The sequence below is a fragment of the Haloferax gibbonsii ATCC 33959 genome (assembly GCF_000336775.1).
Taxonomy (GTDB): domain Archaea; phylum Halobacteriota; class Halobacteria; order Halobacteriales; family Haloferacaceae; genus Haloferax; species Haloferax gibbonsii.
The window spans coordinates 103,085-121,369 of record NZ_AOLJ01000028.1 but is presented as its reverse complement, the minus strand read 5'-3'; the positions used below and the strand labels follow the sequence as shown (position 1 = coordinate 121,369).

The following is an 18,285-nucleotide window of genomic DNA, read 5'->3' as shown; positions in this document are numbered from 1 at the left end:
GGGTCTCTGTCTCGGACGGCCCCCTCGACGCCCGACGCTTCGGTTGCTGACCGCGCGAGACGCGGGGAAGAACGCCCATACCGTCCGCAGACACCGATTACATTCTCAATAACAAACTACGCTACTCGCCTTCTCTCACGGGATGAAGCAACGTGATTCGCGGCTCACGAGAACACTCCTCCTCGTCGGATTTCTCGCGATAGCCGTCGGTATCCTCGTCGCTCGCGCGTCGCCGGCGCGCGCGTACGAGGTCTCGATTTACCAGTCGACTCCGGTGGTCTTCTGGGTCGGCGTGGCGGTGGCGGTGCTGACCGCGTTGGTCGTGGTCGTTCGCGCCCCGAACAGTCGGTTCGCGGTCGGTGGGGTGGGGCTGGCGGCCCTCGCGATAGCCGCGGTCTCAGCGCTTCCGCTCGTCCGGGAGTACTACTTCTACGGGTTCAACGACTCGTTGACGCACCTCGGCTGGGCGAAGTCGCTCGTCTCGGAGACGCTGACGCCGCTCGAAATCGTCTACCCGAGCGGTCACGTCTCCGCTGGGATGTTCAGCGCCGCCCTCGGCGTCGAAATCACCACCGCGATGATGCTCGTGGTGTTTTTCGTCTCGGTCGTCTACCTCGTGTTCGTCCCGCTCATCGTCTCGCTCGTCGTCCCCGACCGCCGGGCGGTCCTCATCGCGGTGTTCTCGGCGCTGTTGTTCCTGCCGGTGAACCTCAACGGGTTCAAGCTCATGTTCTTCCCCTACTCGCTGGCGTCGTTCCTCGGACTGGTGCTTCTGTACCTCTTCTTCAAACACCAGTTCTCCGGCACCGACGCCGTCGAGGGCCGGTGGCGCGGCCACGTCACGCCCGTCTCCGTCCTGTTCGCCATCGGGACGGTCGCGCTGGTGTCGTACCACCTGCAGGTCGCCGTCAACTACCTCGTGTTGTTCGCCGTCGCCGCGGCCATCCAACTCGTCCAGCGCTGGCGGACCCCGGACGCCGTGGCCGAGCAGCGACCGGTCTACGGTCTGACGCTCGTCTTCGCCGCGGCGTTCGTCTACTGGCTGACCCAGTACACGGTCGGCTTCTCGACGGGCGGCCTGTTCGTCGAGGGCGTGCTCGGGATTCTCTCGGGAAGCTCCGAGGCCGGAACGGCAATCTCCCAGCGCACCGGCTCCGTGACCGCCGTCGGCGGCGGCATCTTCGACGTGTTCGTGAAGCTGTTCCTCGTGAACGCGGTGTACGCCCTGATTACCTTCGGCGTCTTCCTCGGCGTCCTGTTCGGGCGGCTCCCGAAGCTGTCGGGTCAGGGCCGGTCGGTCCTGCGGACGCTGACGTTCAGCCTCGTCGTGTTGGTGCCGTACTTCTTCGCGCACCTCCTCGGCGTCATCTCGGAGACGAATTTCTTCTTCCGCCACGTCGGCTTCGCGATGATTATCGCGACCATCGTCGGGAGCGTCGGGCTGTTCTACGCGTTCGAGTGGCTCGCGGGGACGAGCTACTGGTCGAAGTACGGGACGGCGGTCAAGGCGGGTGCGCCCGTCGCGACGGCGCTCGTCATCGGGCTCACGCTCATGGTGATGTTCCCGTCGCCGTACATCTACCTCCCCTCGAACCACGTCCCCGCCCAGCAGATGGGGGCGTACGACACCGCCTTCGAGATGTCCGACGAGGACATCCGCTACGTGGGTATCCGCGGGAACCCCGACCGCTTCGCCGAGGCGCTTCCCGAGCGAACCACGCCGGCGCTCGGTTTCACGACGCCCGACGAGGCGCTCACCGACCTGCCGAGCTACTACGACGGGCCGCGGTATCTGATGGTCTCGAAGACCGACTACGACCGCGAGGTGGTCGCGTACCGCGAACTCCGGTACTCCGCGGCGAATCTCACAGCCGTTCAGAATCAGCCCAACGTGAACCGCGTCATGTCGAACGGCTCGGCCGACCTCTACTACGTGTCCGGGTAGCGGCACGGAGTCCGATTTTTCGTTTCACGACGACACCGGTTCTGGGACCGTCGATTTGCCGGTGCTGCCGCTATTTCTCTCCCTCGGTTCCTCCGCTTCGAACCGGAGACGCATCTCTCGGATCCGAGTGCGTCGCGGTCGCGTCGCGGCCACCGCCGAGCGGCGGGTCAGAAAAACGGTGAGGGAAGTCGACGGCCCACCGGCTCAGAACGGCGGGCTGTAGTCCTCGTACTCTTCCATCTGGTCCATCTCGTCCGTCTTCGACGGCATCACGGCGGCCCGCGGGCCGCCCGCCCGCCGCACGGTCACCGAGGACACGTCGTCGACCTCGTCGGCGATGCGTCTCTTGATGGCCTTCATCGTCATCGGCGCGATGCCGCATCCGGAGCACGCGCCGCCGATGGCGATGGTGACCTCCCCGGTCTCGTCGTTCACGTCCTCGATTTCGAAGTGCCCGCCGTGTTCCTGAATCTGCGGGACGTTGTTGCTCAGGTAGTTCCGTGTCTGCCGTTCGAGTGATTGCGCGCTCATAGGCGTTCGTCGATACGGCCCCATTTGTAATAAATCTGGGTTATTAGGGGTGCCTAAATACGAGGGATTCAGGGCTTGTGTGGTAGTTTTAGGCCACACGAACTTTCTGAACTCGGATTCTTATCACTTTTCGAGCACCCTAAAACACCGCGATTTTCAACTTCCGAGCCGGCACGCATATTCCTCGCGCTCATCGGTGTGTGCTGAATGTCACCGCACGGCTTCGAGCCGCCGACTCGGTCTCGCCGCTCGTCGCCCCCCACCGCCCGACCGCTCGTTTCCTCCCCCGTCAAACGGCGCCTAATTCTCGCGCCTGCGGGAACCGCGACCCCGCCGGAATCCAGTAGCGAGTCAATAATTAATCGGCTCCTGAGCCGATGTGTAGCCGAGTGTTACCGTTCGTGAATACGCCGGGTCCTCGCCGAAGCGGCGACCCGCGAGGTGCGTTCGATGAGAGATAAGATTCGCTCGGTCGTCCGGACGATTCGCCGCCGGTTCGTCCCCGGCGACGACGACAGCGACCTCACGGAGCGGACGGTGAAAAGCGGGATGTGGGTCTCGGCGATGAACGTCCTCGACCGGGTGCTGAAGGTCGTCATGTTCATCGTCCTCGCGCGACTGCTCGGCCCGGAGGCGATCGGGCTGATGGGAATCGCGCTCCTCACCATCTCGGCGCTTCTGAGTCTGACGAACCTCGGCATCGACGCCGCGCTCATCCAGCGCGTCGACGACGACGTGGACGAGTACCTGAACACGACGTTCACGCTCGAACTCCTCCGCGGCCTGCTGATGAGTTCGATTCTCTACCTCGCCGCCCCGTCGCTCGCCTCGCTGTTCGGCGAGCCCGCCGCGCGGGACCTCATCCGCGCCATCGCCCTGGTCCCGATTTTCCTCGCGCTGCGGAACCCCGCGATGGTCTACTTCAAGAAGGACCTCGCGTTCCACAAGGAGTTCGCCTACCGGGTCAGCGGCACGACGGCCTACGTCGTTGTCGCGCTCGGCTACGCCGCGGTCAGCCCGACGGTCTGGGCGCTCATCTTCGGCTACCTCGCCGACGCCAGCGTCCGGTCGGTCGCGACCTACTTCCTGCACCCGTACCGCCCGCGCCCCGCGCTGAACCGCGCGTACGCCGCCGAACTCATCGGCTACGGGAAGTGGGTCACGGGGTCGTCCATCGTCGAGTTCCTCTACGGACAGGGCGACGACGCGGTCGTCGGCTGGCTCCTGACGGCGACCTCGCTCGGCTACTACCAGCTCGCCTACCGCATCTCCAACGCGCCGGCGACCGAAATCGCCGTCGTCGTCTCCAGCGTGATGTTCTCGACCTACTCGAAGCTTCAGGAGGACCAACGCGCCCTCCGCGAGGCGTTCTTCAGCACCTTCCGGCTCACCGCCTTCGTCGCGCTGCCGATGTCGGTCGGCATCTACCTCGTCGCGCCCGCCTTCGTCGGGGCGTTCCTCGGTGAGGACTGGCTCCCGATGGTGCTCGCCATGCAGATTCTCGTCGCCTACGGGCTCTTTCGGACGCTCTTCGCGACGTTCAACCCCGTCTGGCGCGCCGTCGGCCGCCCCGACGTCCAGACCAAACTCGGCTTCCTCCGCGTCGCCCTGCTCGCGATAGCCATCGTCCCCGCGACGAGCGCTTACGGCATCGAAGGGACCGCCCTCGCGGTCACGGGCATCCTCGCGTTCCCGATGGTCCCGCTCTACGCGCGCGAGATGAAACGAACGCTCGGCACGACGTACCGACGGTTCCTCCGGGAACTCTCGTACCCCGTCGCTGCCAGCGGCGCGATGGCGCTGGCGGTCCTCGCGGCGCAGAACCGCGTCGGGTCGCCCCTCGTCGAGTTCGCGCTCCTCGTCGCCATCGGCGTCGTCGCCTACGCCGTCAGCGCGGCGTCGCTCATGACGCTCTTCGACTGGCGGGTCAAACAGAACCTCCGCGAACTCGTCTCGGTGATGTCGAAGTGAGGCGGGCGTTCGGCCGCCCCACCGGAACCCGGCGAGTGGTCGATTCGACTGACTCTCATTGCTAGCTGAACCTCGACCGTGAATCAAAACTATCAGAACCCCGTCAGAATATGTGGGTGCGGTGAAACGAACGCCCTCGCAAGATTCGGTGGGAGCGTAATTACCAGTTCATAGATTGATTATCTGACGAGGAGAGACGTTTCACGGTCCGATTCCGATTCGACACCGGATGCCGATTTGACCCGTATAGTACCGATTAAGTGGTCGTTTTTGACTGCCGACCTGGTCGAATATACATATCTAGTTGATATTTTTTCGCAAGAATATAAGGTGTGTCTTTGGAATGCAACTGGTAACTAACTGGCCTCCATCCGAATCAATCCCGCAAGTAATCGTAGCCAACCCGATTATACCTCGCAATAATGATTATCACCTTAACGAGGGCTTTCCTCGGGTATGGTACGACTAACCGATGGAGATGACGACGAATCTGCGGCGGATTCAGACTCCATCCTCGAATCGCAACTCAACAGGCGGAACTACCTCAAACTCGGTGCGATGGCCGCATCGACTGCCCTCTCTGCCGGCGTCGCGTCGGCTGCGTCTGGACCAGAGGAGCGCTTCGGTATCCAATGGGACCGCGTCGTCAACGCGGTGGACGACCTTGGAATGGACCCCAACGGAAACGAACCGATAGACGACCAACTCGACGCCGCGTACGGGAGCGGGACGCTCATCGAATTCCCTCCGGGTGAGTATCTCGCCACCGAGACGCAGTACTGGAACGACGACGTCTCCCGCTTCGGGATGGTCGGCACCGGCAGTTCCCACAAGGACGTGCAGTTCGTCTTCCCGTCGGGCAACAACGGCGAGAAGTACCGGTTCCTCGAAATCACGAGCGGGGACCACCACGTCCTGAAGAACTTCTCCATCCAGCAGACCGACGACGACACCACCACGGCTGACATCTGGATGATAAACGACGACGGCGGCCTCATCGAGGACGTCGAGTGGCTCGGCCGCACCCCCACCGACAACAACGCTCGCCGCCAGCTCCTCGCGTACGACTGTTCCTCCGTCGACGGCGTCAACGTCGCCCGCCGCGTCTACATGCGCGAGGGTGCCGAACTCCCCGGCTACCCCGACGGCGTCGCGGGTATCCGCGTGCAGGGCGGTTCCGTCGGCGAGATTCGCCTCGTCGACTGCCACATCGAACAGCGCGGGTCGTCGTCGTTCCGCGCGACCCACACCCGCGGTGTCCTCCGCGTCGAGGGCGGCCTATTCAAGAACAACGACAACACCAACATGCGCATCTCCGCGGGCGACCACCCCGAGAAGACCTCGTGGATCAAGGGTGCGACGGTCATCATGGACGCGGACAACCTCAACGAGCACGCCCGCGACGGCGACAGCCTCGACAGCCCCGAGGGCCTCCGCATCGACTCCACCGGCAACGGCTACGCCGGCGTCCTCATCGAGGACTGTGACTTCATCTTCAAGTCCTGTCCCACCTCGCGCGGTATCGTCTCGTCGCCGACGTGGGCCGGCCACGGCGGCTTCACCCTGCGTAACTGCCGCATCCAGAACGACACGTCGGTCCAGACGATTCACGCCGACTCCGTCGACACCGACACCGCGGACAAGCCGTGGGGCGTGAACCTCGAGAACGTCTCCATCACGGGGAGTACGCGGTCCCAGCCCGCCGGCGCGGCGGTCTGCATCGACAACGACCGAAACGGCTCGACCGTCCAGAACAGCTGTATCCACTTCCCGAACGGCGACGTGGACGGCGTCCTCGTCAACGACGCCACGAACTGCGAGATTCTGGACTCGAACATCAACGTCTCCGGGCAGGCGACGGTGTTCAGCGGCTCCGACGTCGACACGAGCAACATCACGAGCAGCGACTCCTGTCCGCTCCCGAGCGCCGACGACAGCACGGGCGGCGACTCGTCGAGCACGGACGACTCGACGGATTCGACGACCGACGATTCGACGACGGACTCGACGGACGACTCGACGACCGAACCCCTCCCGAACGAGATTCGCCTCGTCGGCACGGGCACGACGACCCAGTACGAGTTCACCGTGACGGACTCGCTGCAGGCGTCGGGCGACACCATCGAGGAGTGGGACGACATCTCCAGCGGCACCGCGACCGGCTGGATTACGACCGAGGGCGTCGAGGACGCCTACACGTTCTCCGGCGACGTCGACTCGTTCTCCTTCCTCGAAGGCGAGTCCGAGATTTACGTCAACGGCGAGCAGGTGACCGAGAGCACGGTCACCGACGCCACGACCGATTCCTCGACCGATTCGAGCACGGACGGCTCGACGGATTCGACGGACGATTCGACGACGGACTCGACGACCGACCTCTCGCACGAGCTTCGACTCGTCGGCACGGGCACGCAGACCAACTACGAGTTCACCGTCAGCGACGCGCTCGAAGCCTCGGGCGACACCGTCGAGACGTGGGACACCATCGACGGCACCTCCGCCAGCGGCTGGATTACGACCGAGGGCGTCGAGGACACGTTCAACTTCGCGGGAAGCGTCACCTCCTTCGGCTTCGTCGAAGGCGAGGCCGAGATTTACGTCGACGGCGAGCAGGTGACCGAGAGCACGGTCACCGACGCCACGACCGATTCCTCGACCGATGGCTCGACGGATTCGAGCACGGACGACTCGACGGATTCGACCGACGACTCCACCGACAGCCAGAACGAACTGCGCCTCGTCGGCACCGGCGTCGAGACGCAGTACGAAGTCAGTGTCAGCGGCACGCTCGAAGCCTCGGGCGACACCATCGAGGAGTGGGACGACGTGTCCGAAAGCTCCGCGACGGGGTGGGTGACCACCGAGGGCGTCGACGACACGTACACCTTCACGGGCACGATTACGTCGCTGTCGTTCCTCCAGGGCGAGGCCGAGGTCTACGTCAACGGCACGCGGGTCGACCCCAGCGTGTTCTCGCTGCCGAACACCCTCGTGGTCGAGGGCGACGGCACGGAGACGACGTACGACTTCATGGTCTCCGGCGACATCCTGAACGACCCGCTCGTCGGGGCGATCGAGAGCGACGACAGCGTCACCAGCGGCAAGGTGAAGGGCTCTGTCACGGACGGCGTCGACGCCTTCCGGTTCTCGGGTGATATCAGGAAGATGAACCTGACCGGCGACGCGGCGCTGACCTTCGAAGACAACGACGGCTGAGACGACAGCACGGCAGACTAGCAGAACAGTAGACGGCGCGTCGCTCGCGCGGTGACGCCGCAGGCGACAGAGGCACCCAATTTTCGCGCTTCGACGCGGTTTTTCTCCGTTTTCCCCGCGCGTCCGAGCGACCGCCGCGTTCGGCGACGCAGTACGTCGAGGACCGAGTTCGGACGCCAGTACGACGCGGTTATGCCGCGTCGTCGCCGGCGGCTGCGTCTTCGGTCGGTTCCTCGGTCACGGTGAGCCAGACGTACGCCGAGCGGTACGCCGTGTCGGTACTCGGTTCCGCCGGCGCGTCGCCCTCGTACAGGAAGTAGGTGAGCCGGAGGTCTTCGCCGGTCAGCGCCGGGGTGAACGTGTGGCGGGTCCGCCACGTCTCGCCGTCCGCGACGGTCTCCGTCCGCGACCCGAGCACCTGTCGCTCGACGACCGTCGTCTCGCCGTTCGTCCGCTCGACGCGCTGGAGTTCGGCCACGAGCGTGTAGCTCGTCGCCTCCCCCTCGGCGTTCGCGACGGAGACGAACAGTTCGGTCTGCTCGCCTACCGTCAGCTCCTCGGGGTAGTCGGCGGCGACGAACTCGCCGCCGGCGTCCTGCGTGAGAAGCGACAGGCTCGAATACGACTCGCCCGTCCCCGGTGCGACGAGCGCGTAGCTCAGGCTCGCGACGGCCAGGAGGACGGCGAACGCGAGCGCGACGTTCAGGAGCGAGTCGACCCGCGAGGACTGGTCGAACGACCGGACCACGTCGGCGTACCAGCGCCGAATCGGGACGTGGAAGCGCTCTCCCTCGGGGAGTCGTCGCCGCCGCACCTCGCCGACGGCGAGACCGCCGACGATGATCGCCGACAGCGCGAGCAGGACGGGCGCGGCGTTCAGTCCGACGCCAGCCCAGAGGAGCGCCAGCCCGACCACCGGCAAGAGCGCGACGCTCATCCCGAAAGCGAGCGCAAATCGCTCCGTGAGGCTGAGGTCCGGCTGCCACTCGAACCGGCCGAACGACGGTCCCTCGCCCGGATTGCCCGACGACCCGGCGGGAAACAGCGCGAGCAACAGCGCGTAACCGGGAAGAAACAGCAGCACGGGGAGTCCGACGAGGGCTTGGACGGTCGGAACAACGTCGAGAACCGCGACGAGGCTACTCGAGACGACGACGAGGAGCGCAGTGGGCACGTCCAACGAGAGTTCGTCGAGTGCCTGGTTCAACCGTCCTTTGCTGTGTGATGTAGACCCCATTACCGGCTAGATGACGCGACTAGGCTGTTGTTATTGAGCGCCTCACACCCCTGATTTCGGCGGTACGAGGTGACTAACTCCCGACTATCTCGCGGCCGTCTGGCCCCTTCTCAGTTCTCTCGTCGGTCTCGTCGGCACCGTCGACGCGGGACGACGGCTGTGCCCCGTTCGACGCGCTCCGCTCGAACGACGCGGACGGCTCCGCCGCGACTCGCAACCGTTCGTTCTCGCGGCTGTCGAGGACCATCGCGCCGCCGAGTGACCCGAGGCCGACGAGGAGTCCGGTGAGAGACTGCCGGCCCGGTCGGTCCTTCGACGCGACCCCGCCGACCAGTCGGAGCGCGCCGGCGAGGACGCTCACGACGCCGAGCGCGTAGAGGACGGCCACCGGGTGAACGCCGCCGTCGAGGTATCGAACGCGGAGCCGCCAGAGGAAGTCCCTGAGCAGGAGGAACGACAGCCCGGGAACGAACGTCGAGTACCTGATACCGCTTTCTTCGTCGCCGTAGCGCGCGCGCATCGGCACGGTGGCGACGCGCTTTTCCGCGACGTTCAGGTTCACGAGCAGGTCGTTCAGGAAGCCGTACTGGTCGTACAGCCGGTCGAAATCCAGCTCCGAGAGCGCCTCCGCCGAGATGGCCGTGTAGCCGTTCTGCGGGTCGCGGATGTGCCAGTAGCCGCTGGCGATGCGCGTCAGCCCGGACAGCAGGAGGTTGCCGAACAGTCGCCACGGCGGCATTCCCCGGCGGGTGTCCCGCGCGGCGAGTCGGTCGCCGACGGCGTAGTCGGCGTCTCCGTCGACGACGGGGTCGATGATGGCGGGCATGATATCCGGGTCCATCTGTCCGTCGCCGTCCATCACGACGACGATGTCCATCCCGTCGGCGAGAGCGCGCTCGTAGCCGGTCTTGACGGCCGCGCCGCGCCCGCGGTTGACCGGGTGTCGAATCGGGACGACGCGCCCGTCGAGCGACGCGCCGCCGTCGGCCGCGGCGACGACCGGTTCGGCCGCTCGCTCGTTCGCGCGCGCCGCGTGCCGCCGAATCTCCTCCCACGTCCCGTCGGTCGAGCGGTCGTCGACGACGTACGCGCGGTCGACGAACGCGGGGAGCGTGTCGACGACGCCGCCGACGAACCGCGCCTCGTTGTACGCGGGCACGACGACGCCGACGGCGTTACCGCGGTACATCGCCCCTCGCGTGCGACCCCTGTGTTGAACGCGGCGTGTCGACCGGTCCGCCGCCGCCGGGCGTGTCGTCCCGCGGCCGCGAATCGAGTTGGAGAGTGCGTAGGAACATCGATACTTCGATCCGGTGATTGGGCCGTTCGGGTCTTTGTTAGTCGTCAGCAACACGTATGTAAAGCCGAATTTCAGGCGTTTAGGACGGTTAGAACGGCTGTCTAACGTTCACGAAACCGCGACTAATCGAATCCGTATCACGTCCGTCGAGACTGTCTTGAAAAGCAGCATGTCGCCGTACTCGGGCCGGCGTACCGGGCGAACCGCGGCGTCAGATGGTGTCTCGGATCGAGTCCCAGTAGCTCGACGCGGTGACCACGTCCAGCCCGAGTTCGTCGATGTAGTCCATCGTCTCGGCGAACGCCGCCGGGCTGACGGAGCGTCCCTCTCCGGTCACGTCGTGGTACATGAGCACCGCGAGCTGGTTGTACTGGGCGGCGAAGTCGAGGGCCTTCTTCGCCTTCTGCACGTCGTCGCCGTCGGTCCGGCCGACGATTTGCGGGTCGGATATCGCGCCGGTCGGCCCCCCGACGGTCACGAACCCGAGGTAGTGGTAGTCGCTCGCGACGTCGAGCGCCGACTCGTTGTACCGGCCGTACGGCCAGATGATGAAGTCGGCCCCGCGTTCGAACCCGTTTTCGACGAGCCACGCCTTCGACTCCCTGATGCTCGCGCGCTGGTCGGCCGGCGAGAGGACGCGGAACGAGTCCGACTGCTGGGGGTGGCTCACCATGTCCCACCCCGACTCGACCATCTCGTCCATCCCCGACCGCGGGATGCGGTGGCTCGACCCGACGGTCCACGGGATGACGCCGACCACGCCGGGGAAGCCGTGGGACTCCAGTATCGGATACGCCGTGTCGTACTGACTCAGGGTGTTGTCGTCGAACGTTATCATCACCGACCCCGCGCCGGCCCGCGGTTTGGCCCGGAGCGAGTCGACGTAGAACCGCGCCGCGGTGCCACCGCCGGTGTACAGCTGGATGCTTATCTCGGTGACGTTCGTCAGGTCCGGCGACCCGGTGACGCGCTGCGGACCGAGGTCGAGGCGCTGCCAGCCTGCCTTCCAGATGTGCCGACCGAGAAGCAGCGTGTTGTCGTAGTCGGGCGCGGCGAGGCGAACCGTGATGCCCTCGGTGTCGGGCGTTTCGAGGTTGACGGCCAGCGAGAGGTCGGCCTCCGAGAGGTCGATACCGTCCTCGAACGTCCGGTAAATCCACACCCGCTCGTCGTCCGGCGTCGCTTCGAGCCGGAGCGACTGCGTCCCGCAGTAGACGACGTCCTCTTCGACGGCGTACCGCCCCGCGAACGTCCCCCAGAGCCGTTCGTCCTCGAAGTCGTCGACGAGCCATCCAACGTCTCTGAACCGCTCTCGGCTGTTGAACGCGACCGCCAGCGGGTCGCCCGCCGCGTCGACGCTCGGGTCGTCGTAGCTGAACCGCGGCGTCGGGACCGGTGGCTCGCTCGTCGCGGTCGCCTCGGGAGTACCGGCCGATTCACCGCCCCTCGCGACGCAGCCGCTGAGCACGGCGGCGCTCAGTCCAAGATACGAACGCCGTGATAGTTTCATACGGATAACTGTCGTCACGAGTCGATAGTAATGCCACTCGTAATTTCCGTAGCCACGGACTGACGGCGTCGGAAACCGCGACTGTCGCCGATTTTGACCCGTCCTTTCGCACAGTCTCTCGCCCGTTTCGCCGCCGTCGACCCGCCCGAATTCAGGGGCTTTCTCCCCGCCACCCGCGGTTACACACCGTTTACCAATCACCTCCCCGGTCCAACTGACGGGAAACATGTGTAACCGACGTCGGTCCCTCTCTCTCCAACTCTCGTCTCGCCCTTCGAGGCGACCCGGCCCCGACGCTCGACGGACGCCCGACAGTCACCGGGAACGCCCCGAGCACGCGGGTGGTCGCCGGTGAATCGCAGAACCTACCTGAAGACGCTCGGCGCGGTCGGCATCGGTGCCGCGCTCGCCGGCTGTAACACGCCGGACGAGGAGACGCCGACCGAGACGCCGACGACCGAGGAGACGCCGACGCCCGAACCGGACCTCACCGTCTTCGACGCGGTCGACGACCTCGGGATGGACCCGACGGGCCAAGAGCCGGTCGACGACATCCTCGACGGGGTGTACGGCGACGACACGGCCGTCGAGTTCCCGCCGGGCGACTACCTCATCACCCGCGAGCACGACTGGGACCGCGGCGTCTCGAACTTCCGACTCGTCGGCCTCGGCGACTCCCACAAGGACGTGCAGTTCGTCTTCCCGCCGGCGGACCCCGGCGAGCGGTTCCGGATGCTCCGAATCACGAGCGGGGACCACCACGTCCTGAAGAACTTCTCCGTCCAGCAGACCGACGACGACACCACGAGCGCCGACATCTGGCTCGCCAACGACGACGGCGCGCTCATCGAGGACGTCGAGTGGCTCGGTCGAACCCCCACGGACAGCCACGCGCGCGACCAACTGCTCCTCTTCGATTGCACTTCGGTGGAGGGCGTCAACGTCATCCGTCGCGTCTACATGCGCGAGGGCGCGGCGCTCCCCGGCTACCCGAACGGCGTCGCCGGGATTCGCATCACCGAGCGGTCGGTCGGCGAGGTCAGGATGATAGACTGCCACATCGAACAGCGCGGGTCGTCGTCGTTCCGCGCGACCCACACCCGCGGTGTCCTCCGCGTCGAGGGCGGCCTGTTCAAGAACAACGACAACACCAACATGCGCATCTCCGCGGGCGACCACCCCACGAAGACCTCGTGGATCAAGGGCGCGACGGTCATCGTCGACGCCGACAACCTCAACGAACACGCGCGGGAGGGCGACAGACTCGACAGTCCCGAGGGCCTCCGCATCGACTCGACGGGCCACGGCTACACGGGGGTTCTCATCGAGGACTGCGACTTCATCTTCCGGTCGAGTCCCTCCTCTCCGGGCATCATCACCGCCCCGACGTACGGGAGCCACGGCGGCTTCACCCTGCGTAACTGCCGCATCGTCAACGACACCGGCGTCCAGACCATCTACGCGGGACCGGTCGACACCGACATCGCGCGGGAGCCGTGGGGGATGGTCCTCGACAACGTCACCATCTCGGGGGCGTGCGAGAGCCAACCCTACGGCTCGGCGGTCGTCGTCGACGAGAACCGAAACGGCTCCCGCATCGTCGATAGCTGTATCCACCTGCCGAACGGCCGGGTCGGTGGCGTGCTCGTCAACCGCGCGTCGAACTGCGCCGTCGAGTCATCCAGCATCAACGTCAGCGGCCCGCCGACCCGGACCCGCGGCGTCGAACTCCTGCTCGATAACGTGTCCTACACCGCGACCTGCGCGTTCCGCGACGAGTGAGCCGACGCCGGTCCGTATTTCTCCAGTCAGACTGGTAGCAAACCTTACCCAGTAGCATGTTCTACCAGCGAACATGGCCACGTCGGTGAAGATGGACGACGACACGAAATCTCGTCTCGAACGGTTACAGGCCGAGATTCGGCTGCAGACCGGGACGCGAGTGACGCAGCAGGAAGTCTTGGCGCGGCTCGTCGAGAACGCCGTCGAGTCCAAGGCGGACCTCATCGACTCGTTCCGCGAGAAGCGTGTCCCGCTTTCGGAGTCCGAGCGCGAGCAGTTCCACGACGGGATGGTCTCGTCCGGCGTCACGACGACGGAAGACGACATCGACGACGTGCTGTACGGATGAGCGTCCTCGTCGATACCGGCGTGTTCTTCGCGCACCACGATACGGATGCCGACCGGCACGACCAAGCCGTCAGCGCGTTCGACGAACTGTTCGACGGGGAGTTCGGACAGCCGTACACGAACGACTACGTCCTCGACGAGACGGTAACGCTCACGCGCGCTCGAACGGGTTCGTTCGAGGCTGCGGATACCGTCGCCAGTCGCATTCTCGGCGAGGAACCGTTTCCGAACGTGTTCGAGCTGATTCACGTCGAACCGGACGACGTCCGGGCGTCGCTGGAGACGCTCCGTCGATACGAGGACCACGACCTCAGCTTCACCGATGCGACCATCGTCTCGCTGTGCGAGTCGCGTGGCATCGACGCCGTGTTGAGTTTCGACACGGATTTCGATGGGCTCGTCGACCGCATCGAACCGAGATACTAGGGGTGTCTTCTCCGACCTGTTCGAGCCGAGTCGTTGGCGGCTCACCTACTCTTTGACATACCTATCAACTGGATTTTCATAAAATTCTACGCGGAATAAAATCACTACTGTCTGACGACATCCTCTCCGCCCAGCACGCCACTTCGGCACGCGCTCGGAATTCAAACAGCCCCGCGGCGAGCGGCGGCGCACCGACACCCAGTCTGCTCAGCGACCCCTGAAGTTGAGCCCCGGCGTCAGCGTGATGCCGGTCCTCGGTTCTTCCGACTCGTCTCCGTCACCGTCGCGGTCGGCGGTCGGTTCCTCTTCGGTCTCGTCGCCGCCCCGGTTGAACAGCGCGTGGTGCACGTAGCGGGCGAAGGGAACCGGGTCGTCGAGTCGCGCGAGGTCGAATCTCGGCTCGTGGTAGATGGAGGCGGCGACCTCCCAGACGGTCTTGGCGAGCGACGGGCGCTCGACGAGCGGCGAGTCGTCGCGGCGGACGCTCATCACGTAGCCGAGTTCGCCCCAGAGGTAGTGGGTGCCGACGCCGAGTTCGTACCCCGGTTCGATGCGGTGTTTCTGCCCGGTCGCCTGCAGCCAGTAGTAGTACGGGAAGTCGGCGCCCGCGCGGACGGTCGAGGGGAGCGACTGCCACATCCGGGGGTTGATTTCGATGAGTTTGAACTCGCCCGTCTCGGCGTCCTTGAGGTACTCGATGCACGCGAGGCCGTGCCAGTTGATGTGGCCGAGGAGCTTCCGCGCGACGGATTCGAGTTCGGGGTCGTACACCGAAGTCCGGTAGACGCCGCCGCCGCCGGTGTAGGAGTTCCCGCGAATCTGGAGGTGCTGGAACGTCGCGAGGGGCTCGCCGTGGTCGTACAGCGCCGCGAACATGTACTTGTCCTCGGTCGGGACGTAGTCCTGCACGATGGGGTCGTGTTTCATCTCGGCGTATATCTCGTCGGGGTCCGGGCGGTCGCCGGGGCGGACGTGGCGGACGCTCTTGACGATGTCGTACTCGTGGGGGTCGTAGCTGTCGACGTACTCGCCGGCGACGACGTTGTACCGCGGCTTGATAATCGAGGGCTCGTCGAACGCCTCGACCTCGCTGAACAGGCGGGTCCGCGGCATGGGGACGCCGGCCTCGACGGCGGCCTCGTAGAGGAGTTTTCGGTCGTGGACCCGGCGGAGCGTCTCGAAGTCGGGGACGACGAGGTCGACGTACTGCTCGAACTCGTCGAGGTACTTCGAGAAGATGTAGCCGTCTTCCGGCCGCGTCGGGATGATGGTCTTCACGTCCGGTCGGGCGGCGATGCCGACGAGGGCGTCCTTGTAGGCAACGAGGTCGTCTTTCGGGGCGGGAATGCGGACGAGTTCGTCGCAGAATCGGGACGAGGCCGCCGGCGTGTCGTCGTGTTCGGAGGCCATCACCGTGTGGATTCCCCGCTCGCCGAGCGACCGGATGCAAGTGTAGTTGCCCGACGGAACGAGCACCGAGTTCCGGGCGTGCGCGCGTTTGGACATGCCTGAACCGTCGCGCGGTGACGGAATTAGTATGGGTCCGCTAACGGGTTCGGGGTCGGTGCCGGGAGTCGGTTCTGACCGCTCGACTCGGGGGTCAGAGCGTGGGCGGCCGTCCGCGACGGGGTCAGACTGCGCCGTCGGGGGTTCGTCGCGTCGCCGACCGAACTGCGGATTCGAACGCGCCCGACCGGATTCGATTCGTGAGAGTCGAGAAAACCGACGGTTTCGCCTCGGTTATCCACAGCATACCGGGGCGAGAGAGATGGTCTCCACGGTCAGCGGACCTGCCGAGTCGGCGAGGCAGACGCTCTCGTCCGAGAACGGTTCGGTTCGGCGCGGTGCCGCGGTGCCGACGGTTCAGGCGGAGCGTCGCCGCCTCAGAGCACGTCGTCGTCGAGTCCGCCGGGGTCGCCGGCGGTGTCGAAGAGGTTGTTCTGGGCGCTCTGGACGAAGTCGGACTGGACGCCGTCCTCGTCGTCGACGGGGGCACCGTAGGCGTCCATTCCCATCGAGAGGAGCTCCTCGACGGCCTGTTCTTCGCTGATGAACTCTTCGTCGACGAGCTGTTCGAACTCGACGAGCAGTTCGTCCGGGAGATTGACTTCTACGACGGGCATAGAGACGCGTTCGTGCTCGATGTACTTGAGCGGCCGGGTGTGAGTAGTTCGTGCCGAGCGTGGTAATCGGTCGCTCCGCGTGACAGTCCGCGTCGCCCGGCAGTCGTAACCGCGTGTCTTATCAGCGCCCGGTCAGTCCGTCCACGCGACGAACGGCGTCGATTTCCGACGCCCCCGAGCGAGGGACCGACGTGACACGCGACACAGACCCGGCGACCGAGGACGCCGCCCCCGCCGAGAGCGACGAGCTCGGCTGGCTTCCGGAGCGCGTCGAACTGCCGAGCGACGAGTGGGTCATCTATCCCCCCGGCGAGCCGCGGCCGGCGAACTTCGCGCTCCGCTTCGAGAAGGCCGTCCCCGCGGTGCTCGTCGGTATCGACCCCGGCGACTCGCTGGGCGTCCACGTCCTCCCGCATCCGGGCGGCCTCTCCGTCTCGGCGCGGTTCGGCGGCGTCGTCGACGACTCGGTCCGCGAGTTCGAGCCGCCGGCGTCGGACGAGGACCGCGAGGCGGTCGCCGCGTGGGTTCGGACGTGGGTCGACCGCGTGGACGACCGGGCCGAACGGGCGCGCATCCGGGCGGCCTGCGCGCCGGTTCCCAACGCCGGCGACCGCGTCTCGCGGGCGCTCTTCGAGCACTTCGGGAGCGCGGACGCCGTCGCGGCCGCGGTGCTCGAACGGAACACCGCCGCGCTCAGGCGCGCGTCGGGGGTCGCAGAGCAGACCGCGACCGACTTGCTCGTCCACTACGGCACCGACGCGGAGTGGGAGCACTACCGCAGCCACCGCGACGCCGCCCCGTGACTCAAATCGCGATTTGACTCTCGCGTAGGGTTATTCCCGTCCGCGACGATTAACGGGTATGTCCCTGACACGACGCACCTTCCTCGGTTCGACCGCCCTCCTCTCGTTCGGTCTCCTCGCCGGCTGCGTCGGCGACGGCGGGTCGGACGACGGCGCGACGACTGACGACGAGACGACCGACGAGCCGACGGACACGACGGACGACCTCCCGGACGGAAACGGCACCGACGACGGCACCGGCGGCACCCGCCCGTCCGGCGGTCCCGGCATCTCGCTCGTCGGCGTCGACGACGACCCCGACGTGCCCGTCGAACACGAAATCGAGATAACGGAGGACCTCGCGACCGAGGACCACCCGCCGCAGGTCCGCATCACGCTGACGAACACCGGCGACGAGGTCGTCGAGGTCGGCGAGGGGAGAACGGTCTTCTTCCAGTACGTCTCGGACACGACGAACGACCTCATCTTCCTCCCCGCGGACGGCGAGTATCCCGCCGAGGCGGGCTGTTGGCGGCTCGAAGACCATATCGCCGTGACCGAGGAGTACCGGATTCTCTCGCTCGAACCCGGCGAGTCGCGGTCGGAGCTGCTGAACCTCTACGGCGTCGCCCAGTCCGAGGACGAGGAAGTGAGCTGTCTCCCGGTCGGCGAGTTCCGCTTCGAGGCTGACTTCGCCACTGGCGGGCTCTCGGGGTCCGCTGACGACGACAGACGGGAGGCGACGTGGGGCTTCTCGCTCACGCTGGAGTGAGGGCCGCGGGTACCGAACGCGACCGTCGACGCCGCCAACGCCGTCGACTCGGGGGCTACTCGGCTTCCTTTGCGGCGGTCGAGTCCGAGACGACCGACCACCCCGAAGGGTCGATGTCGTGTCCTTCGACCGTTCCACGACGACCGAGAGCGCCTCCCGCATCGCCGGGTTGTCCAGTACCGTCTCTAGGGAGTCTGCGGCAATTCACTCGCCCCTATTCGAGCGGTCTGTTCTCGGGTTTGATGCGTGGCTTCGGTTCGGAGCCGTCGGCGAACGCGGGTGGGAGCGTTGGCTATACCGCCCTCCCATGGTCGGTTGAATATATACGCCGCGGGGACGAAA

14 protein-coding genes are annotated in these 18,285 nt (G+C 65.9%); 8 read left to right on the top strand and 6 right to left on the bottom strand.

All coding sequences use genetic code 11. From position 1 onward, the window contains the following. Nucleotides 1–142 precede the first annotated feature (142 nt). Nucleotides 143–1,945, top strand: coding sequence for a hypothetical protein (locus C454_RS18620; RefSeq protein ID WP_004978018.1), 1,803 nt, complete (start codon nucleotides 143–145; stop codon nucleotides 1,943–1,945). Nucleotides 1,946–2,149: 204 nt separating this feature from the next. Here the strand turns inward: C454_RS18620 and C454_RS18615 are convergent, their stop codons facing one another. After that, nucleotides 2,150–2,476, bottom strand: a complete 327-nt coding sequence (locus tag C454_RS18615; protein ID WP_004978017.1) for a NifU family protein — start codon at nucleotides 2,474–2,476, stop codon at nucleotides 2,150–2,152. A gap of 450 nt (nucleotides 2,477–2,926) precedes the next feature. On the opposite strand from C454_RS18615, the gene C454_RS18610 reads away from it, so the two are divergent. Beyond that, complete coding sequence (locus C454_RS18610; RefSeq protein ID WP_004978016.1) at nucleotides 2,927–4,447, top strand: lipopolysaccharide biosynthesis protein; 1,521 nt, start codon at nucleotides 2,927–2,929, stop codon at nucleotides 4,445–4,447. Between the two features lie 456 nt (nucleotides 4,448–4,903). Further along, on the top strand, nucleotides 4,904–7,663 hold the full coding sequence (locus tag C454_RS18605; protein ID WP_049905297.1) for a hypothetical protein: 2,760 nt from the start codon (nucleotides 4,904–4,906) through the stop codon (nucleotides 7,661–7,663). A 190-nt stretch (nucleotides 7,664–7,853) separates the two neighbouring features. Here the strand turns inward: C454_RS18605 and C454_RS18600 are convergent, their stop codons facing one another. The 3 genes from C454_RS18600 to C454_RS18590 form a co-directional block, all read right to left on the bottom strand. After that, entirely contained in the window at nucleotides 7,854–8,900 is a 1,047-nt protein-coding gene (locus tag C454_RS18600; RefSeq protein WP_049905296.1) for a DUF1616 domain-containing protein, read from the bottom strand. Between the two features lie 73 nt (nucleotides 8,901–8,973). Further along, nucleotides 8,974–10,089, bottom strand: coding sequence for a glycosyltransferase family 2 protein (locus tag C454_RS18595; protein ID WP_004978010.1), 1,116 nt, complete (start codon nucleotides 10,087–10,089; stop codon nucleotides 8,974–8,976). Nucleotides 10,090–10,411: 322 nt separating this feature from the next. Beyond that, entirely contained in the window at nucleotides 10,412–11,668 is a 1,257-nt protein-coding gene (locus C454_RS18590) for a polysaccharide deacetylase family protein (protein WP_004978008.1), read from the bottom strand. Nucleotides 11,669–12,061: 393 nt separating this feature from the next. On the opposite strand from C454_RS18590, the gene C454_RS18585 reads away from it, so the two are divergent. The 3 genes from C454_RS18585 (at nucleotide 12,062) to C454_RS18575 (ending at nucleotide 14,266) form a co-directional block, all read left to right on the top strand. Further along, entirely contained in the window at nucleotides 12,062–13,492 is a 1,431-nt protein-coding gene (locus tag C454_RS18585) for a twin-arginine translocation signal domain-containing protein (protein WP_004978007.1), read from the top strand. A gap of 73 nt (nucleotides 13,493–13,565) precedes the next feature. Further along, entirely contained in the window at nucleotides 13,566–13,841 is a 276-nt protein-coding gene (locus tag C454_RS18580) for a hypothetical protein (RefSeq protein WP_004978005.1), read from the top strand. Next, nucleotides 13,838–14,266: a type II toxin-antitoxin system VapC family toxin gene (locus C454_RS18575; RefSeq protein WP_004978004.1), complete on the top strand. Its 429-nt coding sequence runs from the start codon at nucleotides 13,838–13,840 to the stop codon at nucleotides 14,264–14,266. The genes C454_RS18580 and C454_RS18575 overlap by 4 nt, the downstream gene beginning before the upstream one ends. Before the next feature lie 207 nt (nucleotides 14,267–14,473). On the opposite strand, the gene C454_RS18570 is transcribed toward C454_RS18575, so the two are convergent. Then, entirely contained in the window at nucleotides 14,474–15,772 is a 1,299-nt protein-coding gene (locus C454_RS18570) for a carboxylate--amine ligase (RefSeq protein ID WP_004978003.1), read from the bottom strand. Nucleotides 15,773–16,149: 377 nt separating this feature from the next. Next, a complete protein-coding gene (locus C454_RS18565) occupies nucleotides 16,150–16,389 on the bottom strand; it encodes a DUF7120 family protein (RefSeq protein ID WP_004978002.1) in 240 nt (79 codons plus the stop codon). Between the two features lie 191 nt (nucleotides 16,390–16,580). Here C454_RS18565 and C454_RS18560 point away from each other — a divergent pair, with 191 nt between their 5' ends. Both C454_RS18560 and C454_RS18555 read left to right on the top strand, forming a co-directional pair. Beyond that, complete coding sequence (locus tag C454_RS18560) at nucleotides 16,581–17,192, top strand: hypothetical protein (RefSeq protein WP_004978001.1); 612 nt, start codon at nucleotides 16,581–16,583, stop codon at nucleotides 17,190–17,192. A gap of 58 nt (nucleotides 17,193–17,250) precedes the next feature. Next, nucleotides 17,251–17,943: a hypothetical protein gene (locus tag C454_RS18555; protein WP_004978000.1), complete on the top strand. Its 693-nt coding sequence runs from the start codon at nucleotides 17,251–17,253 to the stop codon at nucleotides 17,941–17,943. The last annotated feature ends 342 nt before the right edge of the window (nucleotides 17,944–18,285 follow it).

Coding starts and splice junctions, on each gene's coding strand:
- C454_RS18600 (WP_049905296.1), bottom strand. CDS start 8,900: ATGGGGTCTACATCACACAGCAAAGGACGGTTGAACCAGGCACTCGAC.
- C454_RS18605 (WP_049905297.1), top strand. CDS start 4,904: ATGGTACGACTAACCGATGGAGATGACGACGAATCTGCGGCGGATTCA.
- C454_RS18570 (WP_004978003.1), bottom strand. CDS start 15,772: ATGTCCAAACGCGCGCACGCCCGGAACTCGGTGCTCGTTCCGTCGGGC.
- C454_RS18610 (WP_004978016.1), top strand. CDS start 2,927: ATGAGAGATAAGATTCGCTCGGTCGTCCGGACGATTCGCCGCCGGTTC.
- C454_RS18615 (WP_004978017.1), bottom strand. CDS start 2,476: ATGAGCGCGCAATCACTCGAACGGCAGACACGGAACTACCTGAGCAAC.
- C454_RS18620 (WP_004978018.1), top strand. CDS start 143: ATGAAGCAACGTGATTCGCGGCTCACGAGAACACTCCTCCTCGTCGGA.
- C454_RS18555 (WP_004978000.1), top strand. CDS start 17,251: ATGTCCCTGACACGACGCACCTTCCTCGGTTCGACCGCCCTCCTCTCG.
- C454_RS18595 (WP_004978010.1), bottom strand. CDS start 10,089: ATGTACCGCGGTAACGCCGTCGGCGTCGTCGTGCCCGCGTACAACGAG.
- C454_RS18580 (WP_004978005.1), top strand. CDS start 13,566: ATGGCCACGTCGGTGAAGATGGACGACGACACGAAATCTCGTCTCGAA.
- C454_RS18575 (WP_004978004.1), top strand. CDS start 13,838: ATGAGCGTCCTCGTCGATACCGGCGTGTTCTTCGCGCACCACGATACG.
- C454_RS18565 (WP_004978002.1), bottom strand. CDS start 16,389: ATGCCCGTCGTAGAAGTCAATCTCCCGGACGAACTGCTCGTCGAGTTC.